Origin of the sequence: Pedomonas sp., assembly GCF_036515995.1 — a bacterium.
In the GTDB taxonomy this organism is placed as follows: Bacteria; Pseudomonadota; Alphaproteobacteria; order Sphingomonadales; family Sphingomonadaceae; genus Pedomonas.
Map to the genome: position 1 here is coordinate 15,437 of NZ_DATBUP010000231.1, position 23,303 is coordinate 38,739.

Genomic DNA, 23,303 nt, shown 5'->3' on the forward strand with positions numbered 1-23,303 from the left:
ATGCGCATATTGTACGGTAAATTATCGTACATTCTCATAGTGTCAAGCTGGATCATTCGCCAGATGCGTAGTCCGTGCAGGTGCGCCTCAACGGTGCTGGGAGGTGCCCTGTCCTGGTTGACAGGCGCAATCCGGACACGCAAAAGAGCGTGCACGCCTTTTGCATCAGGAGCTTGTCACAGATGTCCGCAACTGCCGCTGAACGCATTCTGGCGGTTGCCCGACAGCAGTTTCTCACCTTGGGGTTTGAGAAATGCAGCATGGACAGTGTGGCCAGGAGCGCACGCGTCAGCAAGCAAAGCCTCTATGAGCTCTACCCGACCAAGCGGGACCTGTTCACCAGGGTGGTGCGGGACACGGCCCGCTCGACACGCGACGAGATTGCGCTGGTAACAGTAGACGACAGGGCACCGGAAGCCATTCTGCGTGACTTTCTGATGAGCTATTTTTCGGGCTTCGTCACCGTTGAGAACCTGGGCATCTATCGTGCCACTCTGATGGCGGGGCGCTGTTTCCCGGATCTGGCGGACGAATTGCATCGCTACCGTGTATCAGGCGGCCAGGCACTTACGAATTATCTCGCCGAGCTGGACAGAAAGGGCGTGATCCGCACAAATGCCCCGGCGGATCTTCATCGCCGCCTTGGAAGTACTTCCATCGAGGGTACGCGCTATCTGCTGGGAGCCCCGATACCGTCCCATGAAGATCGGGAAGCAACGGTAGACCGCATTATCACCCTCTATCTTCAGGGTTACCGCGCTGGTGGAGGTTGGCCTCAGCCAGTGCGGGCAAAACCACTGGAATTTCCGGCACCCAACCTGCAGACAACCGGCGCTTCACTGCGCCTGCCGCAGCAGCGGCTGGATGCCCTGCTGGAAGCAGCGAGCACCGAGTTCCTGGTGCAAGGCTTTCGAGGCGCAAATGTGACACGCATCGTCTCATCGGTTGGCGTAAGCCCGGCGACGGTTTACCGCCAGTTCGGAGACAAGCGCGGCCTGTTCCAGCGTGCCGTGCTGCACGTTGGCACATCGCTGTGGAGCGACGATGCACCTGCTCCTGCTCAAGGCAAGACGCTGGAGGAGTCCCTGCGCCTTCTGGCACGCTGGACGCTCGACCGGCATATCACTCCTCGGGGTGTGGCGCTGCAACGCCTGCTGATCACGGAGGCCGAAGAATTCCCGGACATGGCGCGTTGGATATATGATTTCATGCTCGACAGACCAGCGCGTGAATTGCACGCTCGCTTGCAAAGGTTTGGCGAACCCCTGCCTGATGCCACTGCGACACGTGCGTTCCACACCATGGCGACCTACGGTGTCCGCTTCATCATGGGCGCGGAGTCACCAGATGACGACACCCGCACAACGCTGGCCAAAGACTGCGTCGAACTCTTTTTGCACGGTTGTGGACGCTAGATTGTGTCCTTCCTGCGCATAGAAAATCGCTATCAGCAGTTAAATTGATCGACAAGGAGGTGCCGGCCTCCCCGCCTCGTCTGCTGCGGAAATACAACCGGCATTTCGGGCAGGTTAGCGTGAATACGCTTAAGCTCGGCCTGTAGAATGATCCAAAAAGCGGTTCATGCGTTAGTGACCCGGCCGTTGAAAAACGGGCGCGAAACAATCTTGCGCAGCCAGCAGGATCAGAGGGGAAAACCACATGTGCGTCAGGGCTGGGGATATTCAAAGAGGAATTGCTCACACCCTGCAATTCGTATAGTCGGCTCGCCGGCTTAATCGTCAGGACAACAGGGTAGACGAGCGGTGACCCGCTGAGGGAGCTGATACCCAGGTTGGGAAAGTAAAACGCGTGCGCATCAAGACACTACTCTGCTCGACATCTGCAATGATGCTGGGCTTTTCCGCCGCCACGGTTTGGGCGCAGACGACCGATACGCAAACCGGCGAAAGCGCTCAGGCATCCAGCAGCGAAATTATCGTTACGGGACTTCGCTACAGCCTTCAGTCGGCACAGCAGATCAAGAAGAATTCCGACCAGATCATCGATGCCATCGTCGCCGAAGATATCGGCAAGCTTCCTGACGTGACGGCCTCCGCCGCCCTTGCGCGCGTTACGGGCGTACAGGTCAGCCGCGGCGCCGGTGAAGCTGCACAGGTGCAGATCCGCGGACTTCCGGATATCAGCACGACCTATAATGGCCGTGAGATCTTCACCGCCGAGAACCGCTTTGTTGCCATTCAGGACTTCCCGGCTGGAGGCGTCGCCGCTCTTGAAGTCTACAAGTCCAGCACGGCCAACCTGATCGAACCGGGCATCGGCGGTCAGGTGAACGTCCGCTCGCGGCGTCCCTTCGATTTCGATGAACTGGAGGTCTCCGGCTCGCTCACCGGCCTCCTGTCCGAACAGTCGCAGAACTATGACTGGAACGGCAATCTGCTCGTCAGCAGCCGGTGGGATACCGGCGTCGGCGAGATTGGCGCTCTCGTCAATTTCGCCATGACCAATATCAACTTTCTTGATGCGACGCGGGAGAACGATCGCTTCATGGACATGACGCCGGACGGATTTGTCCGTCCGAACGGTCAGGGTATTTTCTATGGCCGGGGCGATCGCTGGCGGCCCTCGGTCAATGCCGCCATTCAATGGCGGCCAACCGCAGATCTTGAATTCTATGTGGATGGCCTGTTCCAGGGCTACCGCGGGCACGACAGCAACCACTGGCTCTTTGTGCCGACGTTCGGTGACACCCAGTACAGCAACGTCGTGTTGCGAGAAGACGGCCGCACGATCCGCAGCGCCACGATCACCAATGCGGCAACACCGGATGGCTTTGATGAATTCCGCGACGCCCGCACGAACACCTACCAGATTGCCGGCGGCGTTGTCTTCACGCCGGGTCCACTGAGGGTTGTCGCCGACATCGCCTACACCGACAGTACGTTCACCGAGAAGCAGGCCAACGTCGACTACGCCTTCACCCGCTCACCGGTGCGAAACGTCAATTTTGACGTTCAAAACGGTGCTGGCGGCGGCACCTTCGACTTCCTCGACTTTAATGCCGCCGATCCGAACAACTACCTCCTGCGCGGGCTTTATGACCGCGTTCACGAGGGGGCGGGTGCTGATATCCAGGCCCGACTTGATCTGGAATATGAAACTGACTTGAGCTGGCTCTCGTCCATTCAGGTTGGCGCACGTTTCAACGATCGCAATGCATCGCGTAACAGCGGCACGCGCTATGCGGGCCTTCTGGGACTGGGGATGGGCTACTCTGAGCTGCCTGTCACTATCGCCCCCATCGGCCGGGGCTTCCGCTACGACAACCTGCAGCCAGAAACCCAATTCGTCGGCCCCACGTTCGACAGCGTCTTCGGCAATCTGGATGCGTTGCGGTCGATCGCCGGCTTTCCTGCCGGCTCGCCCGAGTTCAATCCGCTGGAAGCGTTCAATGCCAACGAGAAGGCATACGCCATCTACGCCCAGCTGAAGTATGCGTTCGACATCGGTCTTCCCGTGGACGGCACGATCGGTCTGCGCGCGGTGCGCACCGAGACGTCCCTGAACGGCACGCTGCGCGACGTGACCACGGGCGCAGACGTCTTTAGCCCGGTTTCCGAGAGCAACGAGTATACCGACTATCTGCCCAACTTCAGTGCGCGTGTTGAGTTGACGCCTGATCTTCAGCTGCGCCTGGCCTATACGGAGACGCGCACCCGCCCGAACTTCGATCAGCTCAACCCTTCAACAACCCTCGATCCGCTTCCCGGCGTCTGCGTGACGGACCCGGCGGTGCCGGGCTCGGGGCCAGACAATGCGAACTGCATCCAGACGTCTTTCGGCGGCAACCCGAACCTCGCGCCGCTGGAGTCGAAGAACTACGACATTTCGCTGGAGTACTACTTCTCCGACACCGGCTCGTTCGCCGTGGCCGCGTTCCGCCGAGACACCAGCAATTTCATCTTCCGCGACATTGCCGACATCTCGGTCCCGAATGCGCCGGACCTGCGCACCAACACGCCGACGAATGGCGGCGACGGGCGCATGCAGGGTATCGAGGTGGCGTTCACCTCGTTCCTTGACTTTGCAGGCCTGCCCGACTGGGCGCGTGGTTTTGGCGTTCAGGCAAATTATACGTACATCGATGCGGCCACAGAACTGTCGCCTGACTTCCGGGCGAGACTTCCGGGCAAGCAGCCGGTACCGCTCGTCTCCAAGCACGCTTTCAATCTGGTTGGCATGTATGAGCGGGGTCCGGTCTCGGCCCGGCTTGCCTATAACTACCGGTCCAAGTTCGTCGTCGAATATCAGGACATTCAGGGCTTCCTGTCGCCGCTTTACCAGAAGCCGCTGGGGACGCTGGATTTCTCGACCTCGCTGACGCCGGCCGAGAACATCACCATCACCTTCGACGTTCAGAACATCCTGGGCCAGCCGATCAAGACCTACCGCGCTTACAACGCCGCGGGCGATACATACGACTTCCAGCGCAAGTACCTGGAGCGGGTCTACTCCGTGGGTGTTCGCTTCCGCTTCTGATGCGCCTGACACCGGCAGGGCGGTACGTGGGAACTCACCTTCCGCCCTGCACCGGCTACACCGCTTCAAGTTTCGCTGATTTCGTCCACCAGACCCCACTCAGGGACCGGCACATCGTCAGCGCCATGTAAGCGGTTCGCGGCCACCCGCTGCGGCGCGGCGTCAAATACAGGCTAGGTCCGAATCCGCGAAAACGAGGGGATCGCATCCCTGTGCAGACGTCGAGCCCGACGGTTGGTGTTCTCAACGGGTCCTTTTTGCCGTGGCAACTGAGGATCGCGGGCTCATTGCTGCATGCCAGGCCCGGCTTTGAGGCGCGGTCAGTCTATGATTCAGTGATGCGGTCGAACGCGATCGACTGGCAAGTCGCAGTAGGCGTGGGGTCAGGATGCGGACCAGGCTGCCCACGATCGGTCCCTAATACCGGTCATGTTCCGCAAGCGAGCCGTAAACGGCTCGTCCGGCCGACCGGCGTTGTCAGGTGCGCGTTCTCGTATCGCTTCCTGAACCGCAGAGGATCGTGTTTCAAAGAGTCAAATCCCCGGCTCTTCTACCTGAGCAACGCTTCTTAAGCATGGCGCCGAGGAAGCGCTGATCATGTCAGCCTCCCTGCACTGGGCGTGCGGCTGGATAAACGCTTTATCAAGACGTTTACCATTAAGCCCTACGAAGATTGGCACTGAATCCGATGCCGTCCTCTAGCTGGTTTGACATATGACAGTGTTTTGCATCCTGATCGACCTTTCGGCTTCGGCCGCGTCGACAGATGCGGCCTTGTCAACTTCGCTGGCTGCGGCATCGGGCGCGTTCCGTGCGCCTTGCCTTTGCGCCCCTGCCCCCTTTTGTTCCGGATCTGCGGTTGCATCATGAAACAGTTCCTCCTCCCCCTCGCCGCTGCCGCGCTTGCAGGCGCGGTCTCGCCCGCTGCTCTTGCGCAGAGCGCACCCGCCCCGGCGGTACGCGCCCAGTTGGTGGCGCGGCAGTACACCACGCTGTCAAGCGAGTTGCCCGCCCAGATCGAGGCGATCAACGTTCGTGAAGGCCGCAGCTTCAAGGCCGGTCAGGTTCTGGTTGCGCTCAATTGCAGCGTGCAGCAGGCGCAGCTGACCGAGGCCCGCGCCGCCCTCACTGCGGCGGAGAAAAAGAAGGCCGTCAATCAACGCCTGGTGGAACTGAACGCCGGCGGTAAGCTGGAAGCAGACCTTGCCGCGGCCGAGGCCGAGCAGGCCGCCGCCAAGCTGCGGCTTGCCCAAGCCATTGTGAGCAAGTGCACCATCCGCGCGCCGTTCTCGGGCCGGGTGGTCTCACAGCAGGCCCGGGCGCACCAGTATGTGCAGGCCGGCCAGCCGCTGCTGGAAATCCTCGACAATTCGGCGCTGGACGTGGAGTTCATTGCTCCTTCCAACTGGCTGGCCTGGATGAAGCCTGGACACGCCTTTACCGTCGTCATCGAGGAGACGGGGAAGAGCTACCCGGCCCAGCTCACCCGCGTTGGCGCGAAGGTCGATCCAGTCAGTCACTCGATCAAAGCGGTCGGCAAAATTCAGAGCCCGGCCCCTGAACTGGTGGCAGGCATGAGCGGCCGCGTCGTCATCAAACCGGCCAACCGGGCATCATGACCGGCGCGACTGCCAAGGCGCCTCCGTCCCCGATCTCGATACTGCTGGGACTGGCCGAGCGGGCACGGCGCGCGTCCAGCACGACCGAACTTGCGTTCATTATGGTCAACGAGACCCGCGGCCTGCTGTTCTACCGGCAAGCCGCGCTCTGGCTGAAGGACGGCGGGGTCAAGGCGCTCTCAGGCGTCTCGGAAGTGGACCGCTCGGCCCCATTCCTGCTCTGGCTGGAGTGGGCGTTCCGCCAGATCGGCCCAAGCACTGATGCACCGCGCATGGCCAATGCCGACGCCCTGCCCGATGCGGACCGGTCGGGCTGGCAGGAATGGCTGCCGCCCCATGCCCTCTGGGTGCAGCTGGCCGCGCCCGACGGCACCCGCTACGGCACGCTGATGCTGGCACGCGACGAAGCCTGGACGGAAGCGGAGGCATTGCTGCTGAACCAGTTGGCAGGAACCTACGGGCTGGCGTGGGGCTGGCTAACAAAGCCGCAACGCCGCTCCTGGAAAGAGAAGCTTCAGCAGGTGCCCCGCTGGAAATGGCTTTTAGCGTCTGGGGTTGCGCTATTTCTTTTGCTTCCCGTGCGCCTGTCCGTGCTGGCGCCGGCCGAGATTGTGGCGCGCACGCCTGCCGTTGTCCGCTCGCCCATCGAGGGCGTTGTCGAGAAGGTTCACGTCGAGCCGAACCAACCGGTGCGCAAAGGCCAGCCTCTGTTCTCGTTCGATGCAACGACGCTGCGCGGTCGTCTGGACGTGGCGCAGCGCGCGCTGCAAACCGAAACGGCAGACTATGAACGCACGGCCCAGCAGGCCTTCACCGACCCCAAGGCCAGCGCCCAGCTGGGCGTCATTCTGGGCCGCATCGAGGAGCGGCGCGCCGAAGTCGCCCAGCTTGATGCCTTGCTTGCGCGCAGTCAGGTGTTCGCGCCGCGCAGCGGCGTGGCCGTTCTCGACAGCCCATCGGAATGGGCGGGGCGCCCGGTTGTGGTGGGTGAAAAAGTCCTCTCAGTGGCGGACGAACGCGACACCGAGATCGAGGCGTGGCTGCCACCCGGCGATGTGATCGACCTTCCCAAAGGCGCGCCGGTGACGGTGTTCCTGAACGTGGACCCACTGAACGCCGTCTCCGCGCAGCTGCGTTACGTTGCCTATGAAGCGAGCCTGCGGCCCGATGGCAGCTACGCCCACCGGGTACGCGCTGTGATCCAGAAGGGAGAGGTAGATGCGGCGCTGCGGCTTGGCCTCAAGGGAACGGCCCGCCTCGACGGCAAACGGGTGCCGTTGATCTATTGGCTGCTGCGCCGACCGATGACGGTCGTGCGGCAGACCCTTGGCTGGTAGTCGCAGCGGTGGCCGACCCGCACACTCTACCGGGAGCGGGAGCGCTCAAGGCGCCCTGTCTCCAGCGTGTCCGAACCCAGACGCCACTCCAGCCGCTCAAGCTGGAGATCGTGCGAGGCATCTCGCAGCGAGGCATTCGGTTTGGCCGGCTCCGGGCGATCCGTGTCAGGTCTTGCGGGCGCGTCACGGGCGAGCGTTTTTTCCGTTGCCGCAGCCCTAACGGATGCCTCCGGCACCAGGGCGTTGCCGGACAGCATCACGGCAAGGGGCAGGCAGGCGCAGGCAAGAAGGGGCATGGCTCTGACTCCCATCGTTCTATGAAGGGAACCATTGGCGGCATCACCCGGTTCCCGGGAGGCGCCCGGTGACCGCCCTGCCGGTTCTGCGGGAGGACCTGAGCCTCCACCCCGGCCCGGCCGGGAAAGATGGCGCACCAACCTGGACCTTGCATGACCCGGTGCGTAACCGTTTCTTCCGCATCGGCTGGCAAGCCTTTGAAATGTTGGTGCGATGGGACCGTGGCACGGGCGACAGCGTTGCCGCCGCCGTCTCGGCCGAGACCACCCTTAGGCTCTCTGCCGAAGACGTTCTGGAACTGGCGGAGTTTCTGGCGGCCAATGAACTGATCCGCACGGCGCTGAGCCAGGACACCGAGCGCATGGTTCGCCGCGCCGAGACGCGGCGGGGCTCATGGTTCACGTGGCTCCTCCACCATTACCTGTTCTTCCGGGTGCCGCTCATCCGCCCCGACCGGTTTTTGAATGCTACGCAGCATCTGGTTGGATGGCTGGGAACCCGCGCCTTTTTCCTGGCAACGCTGGCTGCTCTTCTGCTCGGCCTCCTGCTGGTGCACCGTCAGTGGGACGAATTCACCGCCACGTTCATCGACACGATCAGCTGGGCTGGCCTTGCCTCCTACCTGACGGCCCTGACAGGCGTGAAGATCGTTCACGAGTTTGCCCATGCCTACACCGCCAAGCGGCTGGGTTGCCGCGTGCCAAGCATGGGTCTGGCGTTCATGGTGATGTGGCCGCTGCTTTACACGGACGTGAACGAAGCCTGGAAACTTCAGCAGAAAAAACAGAGGCTTTGGGTTGATGCTGCAGGCATCATGGCAGAGCTTGCAGTGGCGGCCTGGGCGACCTTGGCCTGGGCCTTCCTGCCGGAGGGGCCAGCACGGCAGACGGCCTTCATTCTGGCGACGACGACCTGGATCTCCTCGCTGGCGATCAACCTCAGTCCGTTCATGCGCTTCGACGGCTATTTCATTGTGATGGATGCCATTGAGATGCCGAACCTGCACCAGCGGGCGTTCGCCTTCGGCCGATGGTGGCTGCGCGAATTCCTGTTCGGGCTCGGCGAGCCCCAGCCGGAGCCGTGCTCGCGCGGTCGCGCGCGGGCCCTTGCCGCCTTCGCCTTCGGAGTATGGATCTACCGGTTGATCCTGTTTCTGGGTATTGCCGCGCTCGTCTATCATTTCTTCATCAAGGCCGTAGGCGTCGCCCTCTTCGTCGTTGAAATCGTGTGGTTTATTGCAATGCCAATCTGGTCGGAAATCAAAGCATGGCGCGCGCGCAAGGCCGCCATCCTGGAGCGCAGACGGTGGCGCTGGGCCATGGGCGCGGCAGTGGCCGCCTGCCTTGCGCTCGTCATTCCCTGGCGCACGCAGATCTCCGGGCCCGCAGTGCTGCGCGCGACGGACGTGATCGAGGTCTTTGCGCCCTTCTCGGCCCAGATTCATCGCGTGACGGTGGCAGAGGGACAAATGGCCGCCAAAGGGCAGGTGCTGATCGAACTGGCGACGCCGGATCTGGTTCACCGAATGGAGCAGGTACGCGCCCGGATCGACGCACAGAGCTATGCCCTCCAAACCGCCGGTCTCAATGAGGAATTCCGCCAGCGCTCCATGGTCTACCGTGAAGCGCTGGCACAGGCCGAGGCCGAACAGCGAGCGCTGGAGGCGGAAATGGCCCGGCTGACGCTGGTAGCCCCTAAGACGGGAGTTGTTGCCGACCTGCAGCCTGATCTTGCATCCGGCGTTTGGGTCTCTCCGCGCGAGCGGCTAGCGATCCTGCGCTCGCCTAATGCGGCAGTGGTCGAGGCTTATCTGCATGAAGACGACATTGACCGGATCGCCATCGGCCAATCCGCACGCTTCTTTCCTGACGCACCCGGCCGTGCGTCCGCCTCGGGCAAAGTCATTGCCGTTGATCGGACCGCAGTCTCGGCACTGGTCGATCCCGTGGTCAGCTCCGTTGCCGGCGGCCCGCTGCCCGCGCGCCAGTCAGGCGACAGTATTGTTCCGGAAGGCTCGGTCTACCGCGTGCGTGTGCGGCTGGACGAAGCCGTCGATGCGGGCCACATGCTGCGGGGGACACTGTCGATCAACGGCGAGGCGCGGAGTCCCCTCATGCGACTGGTTCGGTCCGTCGCGATCGTGCTTGTGCGGGAATGGGATGCCTGACCGGAATGCGCCTGTCCCTGTTTCATCTGGCGCTTTTGCGCTTTCAGCAAATGTTTTGCCCGGTTGAAGGGGCAAGGCACGGCATTTTGGCGGGACAAGCCCTCGATTTTCAGAGAACGAGCTTCCCAAAGCTTACTTTAATAATATCTTCTTGGTACATTGCTTGATGTTGCGAGGGCAGCCCGAGTGGATCGCACGACTGCGGACCCTGTCGCCGAACATTCCCCCGGTGCTACGACGGCATCGTTCCCTTACGTGGAAGCGCTGATAGAAAGTGAGCAGGCTAGGTTGTCCGCTTTGGTCGCCTATAACATTCCCGATGGTGCCCGAGACCCCGGCCTCGACGACACGATACAGCTTGCTGCCTCCATCTTTGAGGCGCCGATGTCAGCCATCTGCCTGGTTGCGGATGGTCAGCTCTGGTTTCCGGCTGAACTCGGCCTCGGTGTGCGTCAGGCCGTGCCCGCGCCGGGCGCCAACCTCGCGGCGCTGCTGCAGTCGGGCTTCTTCCTGACCCCCGATTCCGGCCAGTTCCCTTTAGCGCACGGCTTTCCGCTGCGTGCATATATACCCGACCTCCAGTTCTATGCAGGGGCGGCCATTCAGTCGCCCGCCGGCCTGCCGCTGGGTGTCCTGTGCGTGCTGGATACCAGACCACGGCCGGATGGCATCGACGAGCGCCGACTGGAGACGTTGCGTTTGCTGGCCGGACAGGTGACGACCCAGCTCGAGAAGCGGCGGCTGGAAGCGGCTCTTTTCAAGGCAGAGCAACGCCTCGATACCGTCTTCAACCAGGTCAGCGTCGGCATCCTGCAGCGTGACTTCAGTCATCGCGTTCTAATGGTGAATGAGCAGTTCTGCAAAGTGGTCGGGCGAAGCCCGGACGAACTGAGTGCGATCCCGATGTCCGCGTTCACACACCCGGACGATATGGAGTGGAGCCTGCGCGTGTTCGAAGAGCACAAGCAGGTCGGCAAGCCGTTCCAGATCGAAAAACGCTACGTGCGGCCGGACGGCAGCATTGTATGGTGCAACGTCAACGTCTCTTTCATCTGCGACGAGCATGGCAACCTGTCGTCGACCATCGCCATCATCGAGGACGTTACCGACCGGCGCGCCGCCGAACAGGAGATTCGGACCAGCAGGGAGCTGTTGCAGACCGTCATCGACAGTGTGCCCGAGACCATACTTGTAACCGGCCAGTCCGGACAGCTGGTTCTGGCCAACCGGGCGGCAGCAGAGCAACAGACGCTCCTGCCCGGTGTGAAGCACCCTGATCTCTTGCTGGGCCCAAGCCTGCTGGGACGCGACAGCGACAACCAGCGGGTGATGATGTCAGGGCAGCCGCTGGCATCGGATGATGTTGTCGAGATCCACGGCGAGCCGCGGGTGTTCCATAGCGTCAAGGTGCCATGGTTTCACGGCGGGGCGGTGGCCGGCGTCGTCACCGTGGCGCGGGATATCACCGACCGCAAGCGTGCCCTTGAGGCGCTGCGGGAGAGTGAGGCGCACTACCGCTACTCGGTCGAGCTGAACCCGCAGATTCCCTGGACCGCCCTGCCCGATGGCCGCATCGAGGAAGTCGGGCCGCAGTGGACCTCTCTCACGGGTGTAGACCCGGCCGAGGCATGCGGTCACGGATGGCTGAGCGCCTTGCATCCGGACGACGTTGATATGACCAAGGCGACATGGGAGCAGGCTGTGCAGTCCGGGAGCGCCTTCGACATGGAGTACCGGGTCTGCACGCGCGACGGAGGCTTCCGCTGGAGCCGGGCCCGCGCTGCCCCGCGCCGGGATGCCACCGGGGCCATCGTTCGCTGGTACGGCACTCTTGAGGACATTCACGAGCACAAGCTGGCGAACGAAGCCGTTCGGGCCAGCGAGGAGCAGCTTCAGCTGGCGATTGAAGCGGCGGGCATCGGCATTTGGGATCTGGATCTGACGACCGGCGCATTGCGCTGGTCAGAGCGTTTGCGCGCGCTTTTCTGCCTTGATGAGACCGCGCCGGAGGCAATCGAGACGGTAATGCCACTGGTGCATCCCGAAGACCGCAGTGAAACCGAGGCCATCCTGCGCGGCGGCGGATCTGACCCGGATGACAAGTTCCGCTCTTCCTTCCGACTGCGCCATGAAGACGACTGGCGCTGGATCGCGATCGATGGACATCGGCTTCGCGACCAGCGCGGCCAGCCCCGCCGCTTGATCCTGAGCATGCGCGACATCACCGAACGGCGCGTTGCGGACGAGCGCATCCGCTGGGCCGCGACGCACGACACTCTGACCGGCCTGCCCAACCGCACCCTGTTTCAGGAGCGGCTCGACGAAGCGATGGCGCGGGCTATGGCAGCCTCCGGACGGGTCGGCCTGTTGCTGCTGGATGTTGACGAGTTCAAGCGCATCAACGACACGCTCGGCCACGGTGCGGGGGATGCACTGCTGAAGGAATTGAGCGAGCGGCTCAAGGCGGTGGTGGACGACAACACTCTTGTGGCCCGCCTCGCCGGTGACGAATTCGTCATCCTGCTGGAGAATTTTGCCGGCGTTCCTGACGTGGAAGCAATTGCCCGGACCGCGCTTGAGCGGCTGCGCGAGCCGTTCCCCTACGAGGGGCATATTCTCGACTGCCGGGCGAGCATTGGAGCCAGCGTTTATCCCGACCATGCGAGCGATGCATCTGAGCTGTTCAAGTACGCCGACATCTCCCTGTACACAGCCAAGAAATCGGCGCGCGGCGGGCTGGAAGTGTTCAGACCGGAAATGCGGGCCGAAATGCAGCGCCGCGTTTCCATGCTCCACCTGGCCCGTGAAGCGCTGGAGAGCAACCAGATCTTCCCGTTCTATCAGCCCAAGGTTGATCTGAACTCCGGCGAGATTAAAGGCTTCGAGGCGCTGCTGCGCTGGCGGCACGGCTTCCAGGGCATCCAGCCACCGGGCATGATCTCCGCCGCGTTCGAGGAATTCGAGCTGGCCGTAGGCCTTGGCCAGCGGATGCTGAAGTGCGTGCTTCAGGACATGCGCTGCTGGCTCGACATGGGCATAGAGTTCGGCCATGTGGCCATCAACGCCTCCGCCGCCGAGTTCCGGCATAACAATTTTGCCGAACGGATTCTGGAGGGCCTGCGGGAGAGCCGCATTCCAAACAGCCGCCTCGAGCTGGAAGTCACCGAGACGGTGTTTCTGGGCGCGGGCGCCGACTACGTGGAGCGCGCGCTTAGAACCCTGAGCGCCGAGGGCATACGGATAGCGCTGGACGACTTCGGCACCGGCTATGCTTCCCTCAGCCATTTGAAGCAGTTCCCGGTCGACACCCTGAAGATCGACCGAAGCTTCGTACAGAACCTGGAGTCCAGCGCCAGCGACGCGGCGATTGCCAGCGCCGTTGCCAGCCTTGGCCGCAACCTTGGCATTGCCGTGGTTGCCGAAGGCATCGAAACCTCGGCACAGGCGGATTACCTGCGCTCGCAAGGGTGCAATATCGGCCAGGGGTATCTCTACGGCAAACCGATGCCCGCCAGCGACGTGGTGCGGCTGGTGCCCGGATGGGAGGCCCAGCTTTTCGTTGCCGATGCCGCAGCCAGACCGCCCAAGACCAAGAAAGCCTAATGCTGCCTGTTCAACTGGTTGCGGCTTCAAGTTAACAGTGAGGTTAATGCGCCATCACCACCGGGACGGGGCTGTTTGCGAGCACCTCTCGCGTCACGCCGCCCAGCAGGAGCTCCCTTGCCCGGCTATGGCCATAGGCTCCCATCACCAGGTAACTGGCCTGATAGGTTCGGGCGGCCTCAAGCAACGCGGCACTGATCGGCTGCCCGACATCCGGCAGGGCGATGACCTGCGCCTGCAGTCCGTGATGGGCCAGGTACTCCCGCGCCCGTTCTGCCTGTGCGTCGGTCTTCTCCCGGCCGATGGTCACGATGTAAATGGTGGGCGCGGCCTTCAGCAACTCAAGGCTGCCCCGGATCGCATGCCCGCACTGCGCGCTGCCGTCCCACGCGATCAACGCCGGCCCGCCCGCGTTGAACACTCCCTCGCCCGCCGGCACCGCCATCACCGGAACGGCAAGGCGCGATACGGCCTCGCCTGCCGAAAGGGCGCTTCCGTTGAGGACGGACGGCAGGCGGATCGCATTCAGCAGCACCAGATCAACCAGGCGGACCTGCTCCGCCAGAACGCGGCCGGGATCACCATCCAGTTGCCGGTAACTCCAACTGATCCCGCTCGGACCCAACCGGGTTTCCATGGCGGCGCGCAGGGTATCCTTGTGCCTTTGCGCCAGTACGGCCTTGCCCGCAAGAATGTCTGCCGAGCCGAACGGCTCGCTCGACATCAGGGGTACGGGCGAGGTGATTTGCACGCACTCGATATGCCCGCCGCAAACCCGCACAAGCTCCACCGCGACCCGGTAACGGGCCTCTGCCAGCGGATCGGTATCAATATAAAGAAGAAGGTCCATGGCTCAGGCTCCTGCGGGGGCGACCCCGCAGATACGGCGCGATCGTCGCCCGAGATGAACAGACCGCGTCACTGTCCCGAGGAGAAGCGCCGGCGGCCCCCTCGGTTCCAGTGCCTCAGACCATGACGGCAGGACCGGCTTCTGATGCAGGCCCCCATGCAATTGCAAGAACCACCGGATTCGCCGCCCGGCTGCTGGCTGCGGATCGGCGGCGACGTCCGAGGCAACGACAGCCGGGCATCTCCGCCTCGCAAAGCGCTCTGGATCATTGTCTCCGTTTATTGCAAACCTTGGGCAACAGTTCAGGAGTCAGATGATGAAGAAGCTCTCCGCCGCGGCCCTTCTCCTGCTCGCCGCCACCAGCTTGTCCGGCACGGCTCTCGCGCGTTCCCTTATCAGCCCCGAGCGACTGTCCCAGGATGTGAAGACCCTGGCCTCGGACGCGTTTCAGGGCCGGGCGCCGGGCACCGAGGGTGAGACGGTTACCATCGATTGGCTGGTAAAGCAGTTGCAGGGCATCGGCCTGGCCCCGGGCGGGCCGGATGGCGGCTGGACCCAGCAGGTACCGCTGGTGAAGACGCAGGTGAAGTCGGGTACCATGCAGGCCCGCCTGAATGGCGCGACAACGCCGCTGGTGCAGGGCCGCGAGATTTACGTCAGTACGGTGCGCCCGACCGATGAGGTGAAGATCGACACCGTGCCGATGGTGTTCGTCGGTTATGGCGTCAACGCCCCGGAACAAGGTTGGGATGACTTCAAGGGCGCGGACCTCAAGGGCAAGGTGGCGGTCTTCCTGGTCAACGACCCGGACTTCGAGGCTACCGCCGGCGACGATGCCGCCGGTGTGTTCGGCGATCGGCGCATGACCTACTATGGCCGCTGGACCTACAAGTTCGAGGAAGCCGCCCGCCGCGGGGCCATTGCGGCCCTGATCGTGCACGACACGCCGGGTGCGGGCTATGGGTGGGATACGGTGACGGCCCCGGGCGGGGAAAACTACGACATCGTGCGCGCCGACCCCAACGAGCGCATCCTCTTGCAGGGATGGCTGGAAGGTGCGACGGCCGAGAGACTCTTCGCCAGCGTCGGGCAGGACCTGGCAACACTGCGCGCCAAGGCCCGGAAGAAGGACTTCAAGCCGGTGCCTCTGGCGGGCATGACCTTCTCGGCAGATCTTGCCATCGACCAGACCCAGGTGATGAGCCACAACGTGCTGGCCAAGCTTCCCGGAGCCGAGCGCCCGGATGAGGTGATCCTTTATGGCGCACACTGGGATGCCTATGGCATCGGCGCGCCTGCAGCGGACGGCACCACCGTTCGCCCGGGCGCGAACGATGATGCTCTTGGCGTTGCCGGTCTTCTGGAGATCGCCCGCGCTTTCAAGGCGGGCCCCGCCCCGGCGCGCACGGTCGCCTTCGGCTTCTGGACCGCCGAGGAGCGCGGACTCTCCGGCTCCGAGGCCTACGCGCTCAGCCCCATGGCACCGGCCGGCAAGACGGTTGCCAACATCACGCTCGACATTCTGAATACCGGAGGCCCGGCCCGCGACGTGGTGCTGGTGGGCAACGGCCAGAACGAGCTGGAGGATGATCTTGCGCGTGCCGCAGCCGCGCAAGGCCGCACGGTGACGCCTGAGGCCCTGCCCGAGCGCGGTCTGTTCTACCGCGCCGACCACCTGTCGCTGGCGCGCCGGGGCGTGCCGACCCTGCTGTTCATGGCGATCAGCGGCGCGCCGGACCTGGTGAAGGGCGGACGCTCTGCCGGTGAGAAATGGCTGAAGGACTACATGGCCTGCTATCATCAGACCTGTGACCGCTGGACGCCGGATCTGGACTTCCGCGGCGCGGCCGACGACGTCTCTCTGGCCTATACGATCGGCCGGGATCTGGCCCAATCGGACCGCTGGCCGGAGTGGAAGCCGGGCTCCGAGTTCGGCCCCATCCGCGCACAAAGCCTTGGCAAGAAATAAGCCGGTTTTCTGAAAGCGTTCTGGGGAAGGTCAGGTCCGGCTCCCGGCCTCGCCTTCCCCTTGAACGTCCTTCTCGCGGCCAATACTGTTGAAAGCAGGAAAACAAGATTCGCCGACTAGCCCAGACGGCTCAGGACCGTTCCGCAGACATTGCTTGTGCAGGTTTGGCCCCATTTGGCTCTGCATACGGGCTCGGCGCAACGGGTGCGGCTTGGCCCCATCCGCCGCCGAGCGCCTTGAACAGGTCCACCTGTAGCGAGGCGAGCTGACGGTGCGTCTCCGCCTCGGCCAGGCGCACATCCGTGTAGGCTCGCTGCGCCACCAGCACATCGAGATAGGCGATCGATCCGCTTTTGTAGCGTGCTTCTGCCAGGCGGAATGCCTGCTCGGACCGGCTGCTCGCCTCGGCAAGCGCCGCGGCGCGCTCGTTCTGGCTCTGGAGCGTTGCCAGCACCTGCTCCACTTCCTTCAGGGCGGTCAGGACCGTGCCGTCGAAAGCTGCCAGTGAGGCTTGCGCCCGCGCCTCCGCCTGACGCACGCGCGCCCGGGCGACCGAGACGTTGGGGAAGTTCCAGGAGATCAGCGGCCCGAGCGAGAAGGTAAACCCGTCCCCGCCGCCGTTGATGTCGGCATAGCCGACCGTCCCGCCAAGACTGATGGTTGGATAAAGGTCGGCCGTGGCAACGCCGATGCGCGTTGCATCCGCCGCCATGCGCCGCTCCGCCGCCCGTACATCCGGCCGCCGGCGCAGGAGCCCCGCGCCATCGCCGACGGGCAGCGCAGCGCGAATGTCCGGCAGGCCGGTGCAGCTTGCCATGCTTTGGGGGATATCGGCCGGCTGGCGGCCGAGAAGCGCCGCCAATTCGAAAAGCGCCGTGCGCCGCTGCCCCTCGAGCGGTGGTACCACGGCACGGGCCTCGGCCACGATGGCCGCAGCCTGCTCCACGTCCAGGCGCGAGGCGGCACCGGCCCGGCGGCGCGTCTCGACGAGCCGGAGACTGTCTTCAGCAAGGGCCAGGGAGGAACGGGCGACCTCGACCAGTTCTGCATAAGCGCAGGCGTCGAGATACGCCCGCGTCGCCTCGGCCACCACCAGGACCTGGATCGCCTCCGCATCGGCCGCGGCCGCCTCGGCATCCAGGCGCGCCGCCTCTGCACCTCCCCGCAGCCGCCCGAACAGATCGGCTTCCCAGGCGACCGTCAGCCCTGCGTCATAGGACCAGCCTGCGTCATTCGACGCTGTCTGACCATTGGCCAGGCCCTCCCCGTAGCTGGCCCCACCGCTTGCCGTGGTTGCGGGACCGCGCCGGGCCCTCGCCTCGGACAGGACGGCGCGGGCGGCGTTCAGGTTCGCCCGCGCCACGCGCAGGTCCGTATTGGCGGCCAGAGCCTCTTCGATCACCGTGTTGAGGCCCGGGTCGTCATAAAGACGCCACCACCGGGCGAGCAGCGCCTCGTCGGCGGCAGCCTCACCGACAGTAGCTTTCCCGGCGGAAAAACCGACGAAAGGGCCAGCGACATGCGGGGCAATGCTGCTCCCCGGCTTGGAAACAGGCGTGCAGGCGGTCGTGAGGAGCAGAAGGGCAAGGGTGAGCCTAAGCATGGAATTCCTCCGCAGCGGCAAGCGCCTTGCCATGGACCTTGCCGGCGGCGGCCCGGTGATCCTGACCGATCAGGCTATAGATGGCAGGCAGAACAAAGAGCGTGAACAGGGTGCCGATCAGCATGCCCATGACAACGACAATACCGATGGAGAACCGGCTCGCTGCACCCGCGCCGTTGGCGAACAGCAGGGGCACGAGGCCGGCGACCATGGCGGCTGTCGTCATCAGGATCGGCCGGAGACGTACCGCCGCCGCCTTGCGGATCGCGGAACTGCGATCCATGCCCTCATCCTCCTGAATCTTGTTGGCAAAGCTGACCATGAGAATGCCGTGCTTGGAGATCAGCCCAATGAGGGTGACAAGTCCGATCTGGGTGTAGATGTTGAGGGTGGCATAGCCGAGATACAGGGGCACCAGCGCGCCGGAGATCGCCAACGGGACGGTCACCAGTATGACCACGGGATCTCGGAAGCTCTCGAACTGGGCGGCAAGCACCAGGAAGATGACAACCAGCGCGAACAGGAACGAGACCGTCAGACGATCGCCCTCGGTGACATACTGCCGGGAGTCCCCGAGCCAATCGATGCTGGCACCGGGCGGCAGCGGCTGAGATTGCAGGAACTCCACCGCCTGCCCCATGGTGACGCCCGGGGCCAGCACGGCCGAGAGCGTCGCCGAGTTCATCTGATTGAACTGAGGCAGCCGGTTGGCCTGCGAACGCATCTCGACACGCACCACCGTCGAGAGCGGGATGAGCTCGCCTGAACGGGCCCGGACATAGAACTGCCCGAGTTGATCCGGCGCAGTCCGGTCCTCACGCCGAACCTGGGTGATCACATCATAGGATCGGTCATGGTAATTGAACCGGTTGATGTAGTTCTCGCCGACCAGAACCGCGAGCGTGCTGGCAACCTCCTCCATCGTCACGCCCAGCTCATTGGCCTTTGCGCGATCGATCTCGATGCGCGCCTCTGGGCTGTCGAAAGCGAGGTCGCTGTCCACATAGACGAAGAATCCACTGCCCCAAGCGGCGGCCTTCAGCTTTTCCATGGCGGCATAGATGGCCGGGAAATCCTCCGGCGAGCGCAGCACCATCTGGACCGGCAGGCCGCCGGTCGAGGCAGGCAGCGGCGGCGCCTGAAAGGCGGTGGCGCTGATGCCCGTGATCTGTGCGCCCTGCGCATTGAGCAGAGCCTGGATATCATCGGTCGAGCGGGCCCGCTCTTCCCATTCGCTGAGGATGACGCCGCCGAAGCCGTTGTTCGGGCCGTCGGTGCCACTGTCGAACCAGCTGCTTTCATATTCGGGCAGAGCGCGGAACAGGCGCTCGACCTGATACGCAAAGCGTTCGGTGTAGCCAAGGCCGGCATACTGCGGCGCCTCGGTCTGCACGAAGACGTAGCCGTGGTCTTCAGGCGGGGCCAGCTCACGCTTGGCACCGGTAAAGAGAATGACAATGGCCACCATGATGCCGGCACCGAACAGCAGGATCGCCGGACGGGCCGCGAGTGCACGGCCCAACAGCCTGTCATAGCCGTCCGTAAGTCGGGCCATGACGTGCTCGATGCGATCCGCGAACCGGCTGCTGGCTTGCTGCGGACGCAACAGGACCGAGCTCATCATTGGCGACAGGGTCAGAGCAACGACCCCGGAGACAGCCACCGCTCCGGCCAGCGTCAGCGCGAACTCCCGGAACAGGGCGCCGGTGAGCCCGCCCATCAGGCCGATCGGCGCATAGACGGCGGCCAGGGTGACGGTCATGGCGATGACGGGTCCGACGATCTCGCGGGCGCCCTTCAAAGCCGCAGCAAAGGGGGTCATGCCCTCCTCGATGTGGCGGTGAATATTCTCGACAACGACGATGGCATCGTCGACGACCAGCCCGATGGCCAGCACCATGGCCAGAAGGGTGAGAAGATTGAGCGAGAAGCCGAATGCCAGCATCAGCGCCGCCGTGCCGATGAGCGACAGGGGAATGGTTACGACTGGGATGATCACCGCCCGCAGGGAGCCGAGGAACAGGAAGATCACCAGCACGACGATGATGACCGCCTCGATGAGGGTGCGGGTCACCTCATCGATCGAGGCGTGGACGAAGTGCGCCACGTCGAACTGGCTGAACACCTCGAGCGACGGCGGGGCGACACGCTCTATGCTGGGCAGCAGCGCCTTGACGTCGCGCACGATCTCGAGCGGATTGCCGTCGGGCGTCGGCTCGATCGCAATAGTTACGGAGCGACGGCCCTTGGTCATGGCGCTGACGTCGTAGTTCTGCCCGCCGATCTCGACGGTCGCCACGTCGCTCAGACGGACAAGACCGTCGCTTCCAGTCTTGATCACCATCCGCCGGAACTCCTCCACGCCGCGCAGGTCCGTGGCGGCCGTGATGTTGATCACGGTATCGGCGCCCTTGAGCTGGCCGGGGGCGGACTGGACGTTATTCGCCCGAAGAGCGGCCGCCACATCACTTGCGGTGAGGCCACGGGCCGCCAGTTGCCGGGGATCGAGCCAGACGCGCATGGCCAGCGTCTGCCCGCCGGAGATGTTGGCGGAGGCGACGCCCGGCACCGCGGTAATGAGCGGCTGGGCAACGCGGGCCGCGAAATCGGTGATTTCAGGAATGCTCATGGTGTCGCTGATGAAGGCGACATACTGAACCGCCGCTGCACCATCCGTGATCTTAGTGATCACGGGATCGTTGGCGCCTTCGGGCAACCGATATTTGATCTGCTGGATCTTGGCGAGGACCTCGGTCATCGCCCGGTCTGCGTCGGCATTGAGGACCAGTTTGGCTTTGACCTGGCTCTTGCCCGGGCTGGAAGTGGAGGTCAGATACTCGATGCCGTTGGCCGTGGCGATGGCTTGGGCAATGGGCGTCGTGACGAAGCCCTGCATCACCGATTGGGTTGCACCGGGAAAGCTGGTGTCGACAACGATCGTCGCACTCTCAAGGCCCGGATATTCGCGGACCTGAAGCTTGAGAAGGGCGCTGCCGCCAACCAGCAGCAGAAGAAGGCTGACGACGACCGACAGCACCGGTCGGCGAATGAAAAGATCCGTAAAAGACATGGCTCAGCCCTTCTTCTCGGTGCCGGCGATGGCAACCCTAGTCCCCGGCTGAAGCCGCAGCTGCCCCTCGGTGACGATGACATCGCCGGGCTTCAGCCCTCGGGCGATGACGACGGATTCGCCAATGCGTCTTCCGGCACGCACCGGCACGGGCGTTGCCACGCCATCCTTGACGAGCATGACGCTGTCGCCGGATGCAGAAGTCTGAAGCGCGGTTGCCGGGATGACGATACCGTTGGGTTCGGGCGGAAGCACGAGGCGGGCCGCGACATACATGCCGGGCCGCAGGGCCTCGCGCTCATTGTCCAGGATTGCCTGGACCGGAATGTTGCGGGTCTCGGCGCTGACCATAGGCTCGATGGCGGTGATACGAGCCGTGAACGTGCGGTCCGGCCAGGCATCAGCTACCACCTCGACGGCCTGCCCTTGGCGGAGCTTGGAAAACTCCTGCTGGGGCACGCTGAAGTTCACGTGCAGCTGGTCGAGCGCAACCAGCGAGGCAACCGGGTCGCCTGCATTCAGGTACTGACCCGGATGGACCCGGCGGATGCCGATCCGTCCCGAGAACGGCGCACGGACGGCTTTCTGGGCAATGCGGGCATCCAGCTGGCGGACAGCTGCAAGAGCCTGGTCATACTCCGCCTGTCTCTGGTCGAGAAGCGCATGTGGCTCGGCACCTGTCGGGGCCAATTCCTGAGAGCGTTTGAGTTGCAGGCGGGCGAACTCGGCCTTCGCCTTGGCGGCTTCGCGATCAGCGCGCTCCGGCGCGTCATCGAGCTGAACCAGCAGGTCGCCCTTCTGGACTTGGGTGCCGGCTGTGAAGCGAATGGCGACAATGCGACCGGCGCTCTCTGGGGCGAGCAGAACCTCGCGGACGGCCTCAAGCGTGCCAACCGTTTCCAGAGAGGCCGGAATGGACTCAGCCTGAACCGTTTTGGCCACCACCGGCATCGGAGGCAGTGGGAGCGGCTCTGCGCCGGCTGTGCGCAGATGCCGCCAGCCGCTAAGCGCGACAAACAGCAGACCGACGGCTATAAAGGCAAAAAGAAGCTTTTTGATCATGGAAGGATACCGTTGCGGGGGCGAATTAGAGCTCGAGCTATCCTGGCTGACCGCTATTTTGTCAAGTTTACGCTTGTTTAAATAGCGCGAACAGTGCTTCCATGTTCCGGCACTTGGGTATTTCAAAAGTAACAGGTCGTTAAAACCATGGCCCACGGCACGACAACCAACACAGTCACCGATCGCATCCTGATGCATCTGAAGACCCGCGGGGAGGCCAGTGCCGCCAATCTCGGTCAGTGTCTGGGGGTGACAAGCGAGGCCGTGCGCCAGCAACTGGTCAAGCTGGCAGCCGAAGGATTGGTAGAGCAGCGTTCCAGTGCGCAGGGGCGCGGGCGGCCGGTCCAACTGTGGCGGTTGACACGCGAGGGCAATCAACGATTTCCAGACACCCATGCCGAGCTGACGGTCAAGCTGCTCGAGACGATCCGCAGCACCTTGGGCGCTCCGGCCATGGATCTGCTCATCGGTGCGCGGGAACAGGAAACCCGCGCCCTGTATGAAGCCGCCGTGGCAGGTCTTGCCACCATCGAGGAGCGGCTCGAGCGCTTGGTCTCCATCCGGACGCAGGAAGGCTACATGGCCGAGTGGCGCGCGGCCGAGGACGGGAATGGATGGCTGTTCATTGAAAATCATTGTCCCATCTGTGCAGCGGCCACCGCCTGCCAGGGGTTCTGCCGCGCAGAGCTGGAACTGTTCCGTGCGGTTCTAGGCCCTGAAGTCGCCATCGAGCGCACCGAGCACATCATCGCCGGCGGGCTGCGCTGCTCCTATCACGTCACGCCGGTCGACCGTCAGTCTCTCGGCACGCAGCTACTGGAAGTTCCATAAATCAAGAATGCCTGTCTGCGATCAGCACAGCATTCCCATTGCCGAAGTGATGCCGAGCACCGACACGGCTCCCCTCCCAGTCAGTGCTGGATCTGCGCATCAAACGGCCACGCATGAAGTTCGGGCCGAACCATCACAGGCGGCAGGCCTCGGCGATCGACAGGCTGTTTTCGTAGAGGTGGTGCCGGGTGATCCGGCCGCCCTCGACCGTGAGGCGCAGCGCGAACGGGCCCTCGAAGGACTTGCCCGTCGCATGTACGGTCCCCGACACGTGTCCCATCAGCACGGCGTCGGTGCCGTCGACGAGGAAGGTGTCGACGGAGGCGCACGCGTCCGCGGGCACGGTGTACTCCATCAAGTCCGTGAACTGGGCAGCGCATTCGGCGGCGGTGGACCGC

The 23,303-nt window shown here is 63.7% G+C and carries 14 protein-coding genes; 8 read left to right on the top strand and 6 right to left on the bottom strand.

Annotated elements, in window-relative coordinates:
• Positions 1-182 precede the first annotated feature (182 nt).
• The 4 genes from VIG90_RS16995 to VIG90_RS17010 all read left to right on the top strand — a co-directional run bounded on the left by VIG90_RS16995 (position 183) and on the right by VIG90_RS17010 (position 7,453).
• Positions 183-1,415, top strand: a complete 1,233-nt coding sequence (locus tag VIG90_RS16995; protein ID WP_331594709.1) for a TetR/AcrR family transcriptional regulator — start codon at positions 183-185, stop codon at positions 1,413-1,415.
• A 394-nt stretch (positions 1,416-1,809) separates the two neighbouring features.
• On the top strand, positions 1,810-4,497 hold the full coding sequence (locus VIG90_RS17000; RefSeq protein ID WP_331594710.1) for a TonB-dependent receptor: 2,688 nt from the start codon (positions 1,810-1,812) through the stop codon (positions 4,495-4,497).
• Between the two features lie 866 nt (positions 4,498-5,363).
• Positions 5,364-6,116, top strand: a complete 753-nt coding sequence (locus VIG90_RS17005; protein WP_331594711.1) for an efflux RND transporter periplasmic adaptor subunit — start codon at positions 5,364-5,366, stop codon at positions 6,114-6,116.
• Complete coding sequence (locus tag VIG90_RS17010) at positions 6,113-7,453, top strand: efflux RND transporter periplasmic adaptor subunit (RefSeq protein WP_331594712.1); 1,341 nt, start codon at positions 6,113-6,115, stop codon at positions 7,451-7,453. The genes VIG90_RS17005 and VIG90_RS17010 overlap by 4 nt, the downstream gene beginning before the upstream one ends.
• Positions 7,454-7,479: 26 nt before the next feature.
• Here the strand turns inward: VIG90_RS17010 and VIG90_RS17015 are convergent, their stop codons facing one another.
• Positions 7,480-7,749, bottom strand: a complete 270-nt coding sequence (locus tag VIG90_RS17015) for a hypothetical protein (protein WP_331594713.1) — start codon at positions 7,747-7,749, stop codon at positions 7,480-7,482.
• 68 nt (positions 7,750-7,817) lie between these two features.
• Here VIG90_RS17015 and VIG90_RS17020 point away from each other — a divergent pair, with 68 nt between their 5' ends.
• Together VIG90_RS17020 and VIG90_RS17025 are read left to right on the top strand one after the other, a co-directional pair.
• Positions 7,818-9,917: an HlyD family efflux transporter periplasmic adaptor subunit gene (locus VIG90_RS17020; RefSeq protein WP_331594714.1), complete on the top strand. Its 2,100-nt coding sequence runs from the start codon at positions 7,818-7,820 to the stop codon at positions 9,915-9,917.
• 288 nt (positions 9,918-10,205) lie between these two features.
• Entirely contained in the window at positions 10,206-13,520 is a 3,315-nt protein-coding gene (locus VIG90_RS17025; protein ID WP_331594715.1) for an EAL domain-containing protein, read from the top strand.
• Between the two features lie 43 nt (positions 13,521-13,563).
• Here VIG90_RS17025 and VIG90_RS17030 read toward each other — a convergent pair whose 3' ends face one another.
• The gene (locus VIG90_RS17030) at positions 13,564-14,370 is read right to left on the bottom strand and encodes a universal stress protein (protein ID WP_331594716.1); all 807 of its coding nucleotides are present in this window, start codon (positions 14,368-14,370) and stop codon (positions 13,564-13,566) included.
• Between the two features lie 316 nt (positions 14,371-14,686).
• Here VIG90_RS17030 and VIG90_RS17035 point away from each other — a divergent pair, with 316 nt between their 5' ends.
• The gene (locus tag VIG90_RS17035; protein ID WP_331594717.1) at positions 14,687-16,339 is read left to right on the top strand and encodes a M28 family metallopeptidase; all 1,653 of its coding nucleotides are present in this window, start codon (positions 14,687-14,689) and stop codon (positions 16,337-16,339) included.
• 130 nt (positions 16,340-16,469) lie between these two features.
• On the opposite strand, the gene VIG90_RS17040 is transcribed toward VIG90_RS17035, so the two are convergent.
• The 3 genes from VIG90_RS17040 to VIG90_RS17050 are packed head-to-tail and all read right to left on the bottom strand — an operon-like array spanning position 16,470 to position 22,074.
• Positions 16,470-17,942: a TolC family protein gene (locus VIG90_RS17040; protein WP_331594718.1), complete on the bottom strand. Its 1,473-nt coding sequence runs from the start codon at positions 17,940-17,942 to the stop codon at positions 16,470-16,472.
• The gene (locus VIG90_RS17045) at positions 17,935-21,012 is read right to left on the bottom strand and encodes an efflux RND transporter permease subunit (RefSeq protein ID WP_331594719.1); all 3,078 of its coding nucleotides are present in this window, start codon (positions 21,010-21,012) and stop codon (positions 17,935-17,937) included. Before VIG90_RS17045 ends, VIG90_RS17040 begins: the two co-directional genes overlap by 8 nt.
• Positions 21,013-21,015: 3 nt before the next feature.
• The gene (locus VIG90_RS17050; protein ID WP_331594720.1) at positions 21,016-22,074 is read right to left on the bottom strand and encodes an efflux RND transporter periplasmic adaptor subunit; all 1,059 of its coding nucleotides are present in this window, start codon (positions 22,072-22,074) and stop codon (positions 21,016-21,018) included.
• A 147-nt stretch (positions 22,075-22,221) separates the two neighbouring features.
• On the opposite strand from VIG90_RS17050, the gene VIG90_RS17055 reads away from it, so the two are divergent.
• The gene (locus tag VIG90_RS17055) at positions 22,222-22,905 is read left to right on the top strand and encodes a metalloregulator ArsR/SmtB family transcription factor (RefSeq protein WP_331594721.1); all 684 of its coding nucleotides are present in this window, start codon (positions 22,222-22,224) and stop codon (positions 22,903-22,905) included.
• A gap of 133 nt (positions 22,906-23,038) precedes the next feature.
• On the opposite strand, the gene VIG90_RS17060 is transcribed toward VIG90_RS17055, so the two are convergent.
• Positions 23,039-23,303 (bottom strand): nuclear transport factor 2 family protein (locus VIG90_RS17060; protein WP_331594722.1); only part of this gene is annotated, 265 nt, incomplete at its 5' end.

Coding starts and splice junctions, on each gene's coding strand:
- VIG90_RS17035 (WP_331594717.1), top strand. CDS start 14,687: ATGAAGAAGCTCTCCGCCGCGGCCCTTCTCCTGCTCGCCGCCACCAGC.
- VIG90_RS17010 (WP_331594712.1), top strand. CDS start 6,113: ATGACCGGCGCGACTGCCAAGGCGCCTCCGTCCCCGATCTCGATACTG.
- VIG90_RS17005 (WP_331594711.1), top strand. CDS start 5,364: ATGAAACAGTTCCTCCTCCCCCTCGCCGCTGCCGCGCTTGCAGGCGCG.
- VIG90_RS17040 (WP_331594718.1), bottom strand. CDS start 17,942: ATGCTTAGGCTCACCCTTGCCCTTCTGCTCCTCACGACCGCCTGCACG.
- VIG90_RS17030 (WP_331594716.1), bottom strand. CDS start 14,370: ATGGACCTTCTTCTTTATATTGATACCGATCCGCTGGCAGAGGCCCGT.
- VIG90_RS17015 (WP_331594713.1), bottom strand. CDS start 7,749: ATGCCCCTTCTTGCCTGCGCCTGCCTGCCCCTTGCCGTGATGCTGTCC.
- VIG90_RS17050 (WP_331594720.1), bottom strand. CDS start 22,074: ATGATCAAAAAGCTTCTTTTTGCCTTTATAGCCGTCGGTCTGCTGTTT.
- VIG90_RS17055 (WP_331594721.1), top strand. CDS start 22,222: ATGGCCCACGGCACGACAACCAACACAGTCACCGATCGCATCCTGATG.
- VIG90_RS17045 (WP_331594719.1), bottom strand. CDS start 21,012: ATGTCTTTTACGGATCTTTTCATTCGCCGACCGGTGCTGTCGGTCGTC.
- VIG90_RS16995 (WP_331594709.1), top strand. CDS start 183: ATGTCCGCAACTGCCGCTGAACGCATTCTGGCGGTTGCCCGACAGCAG.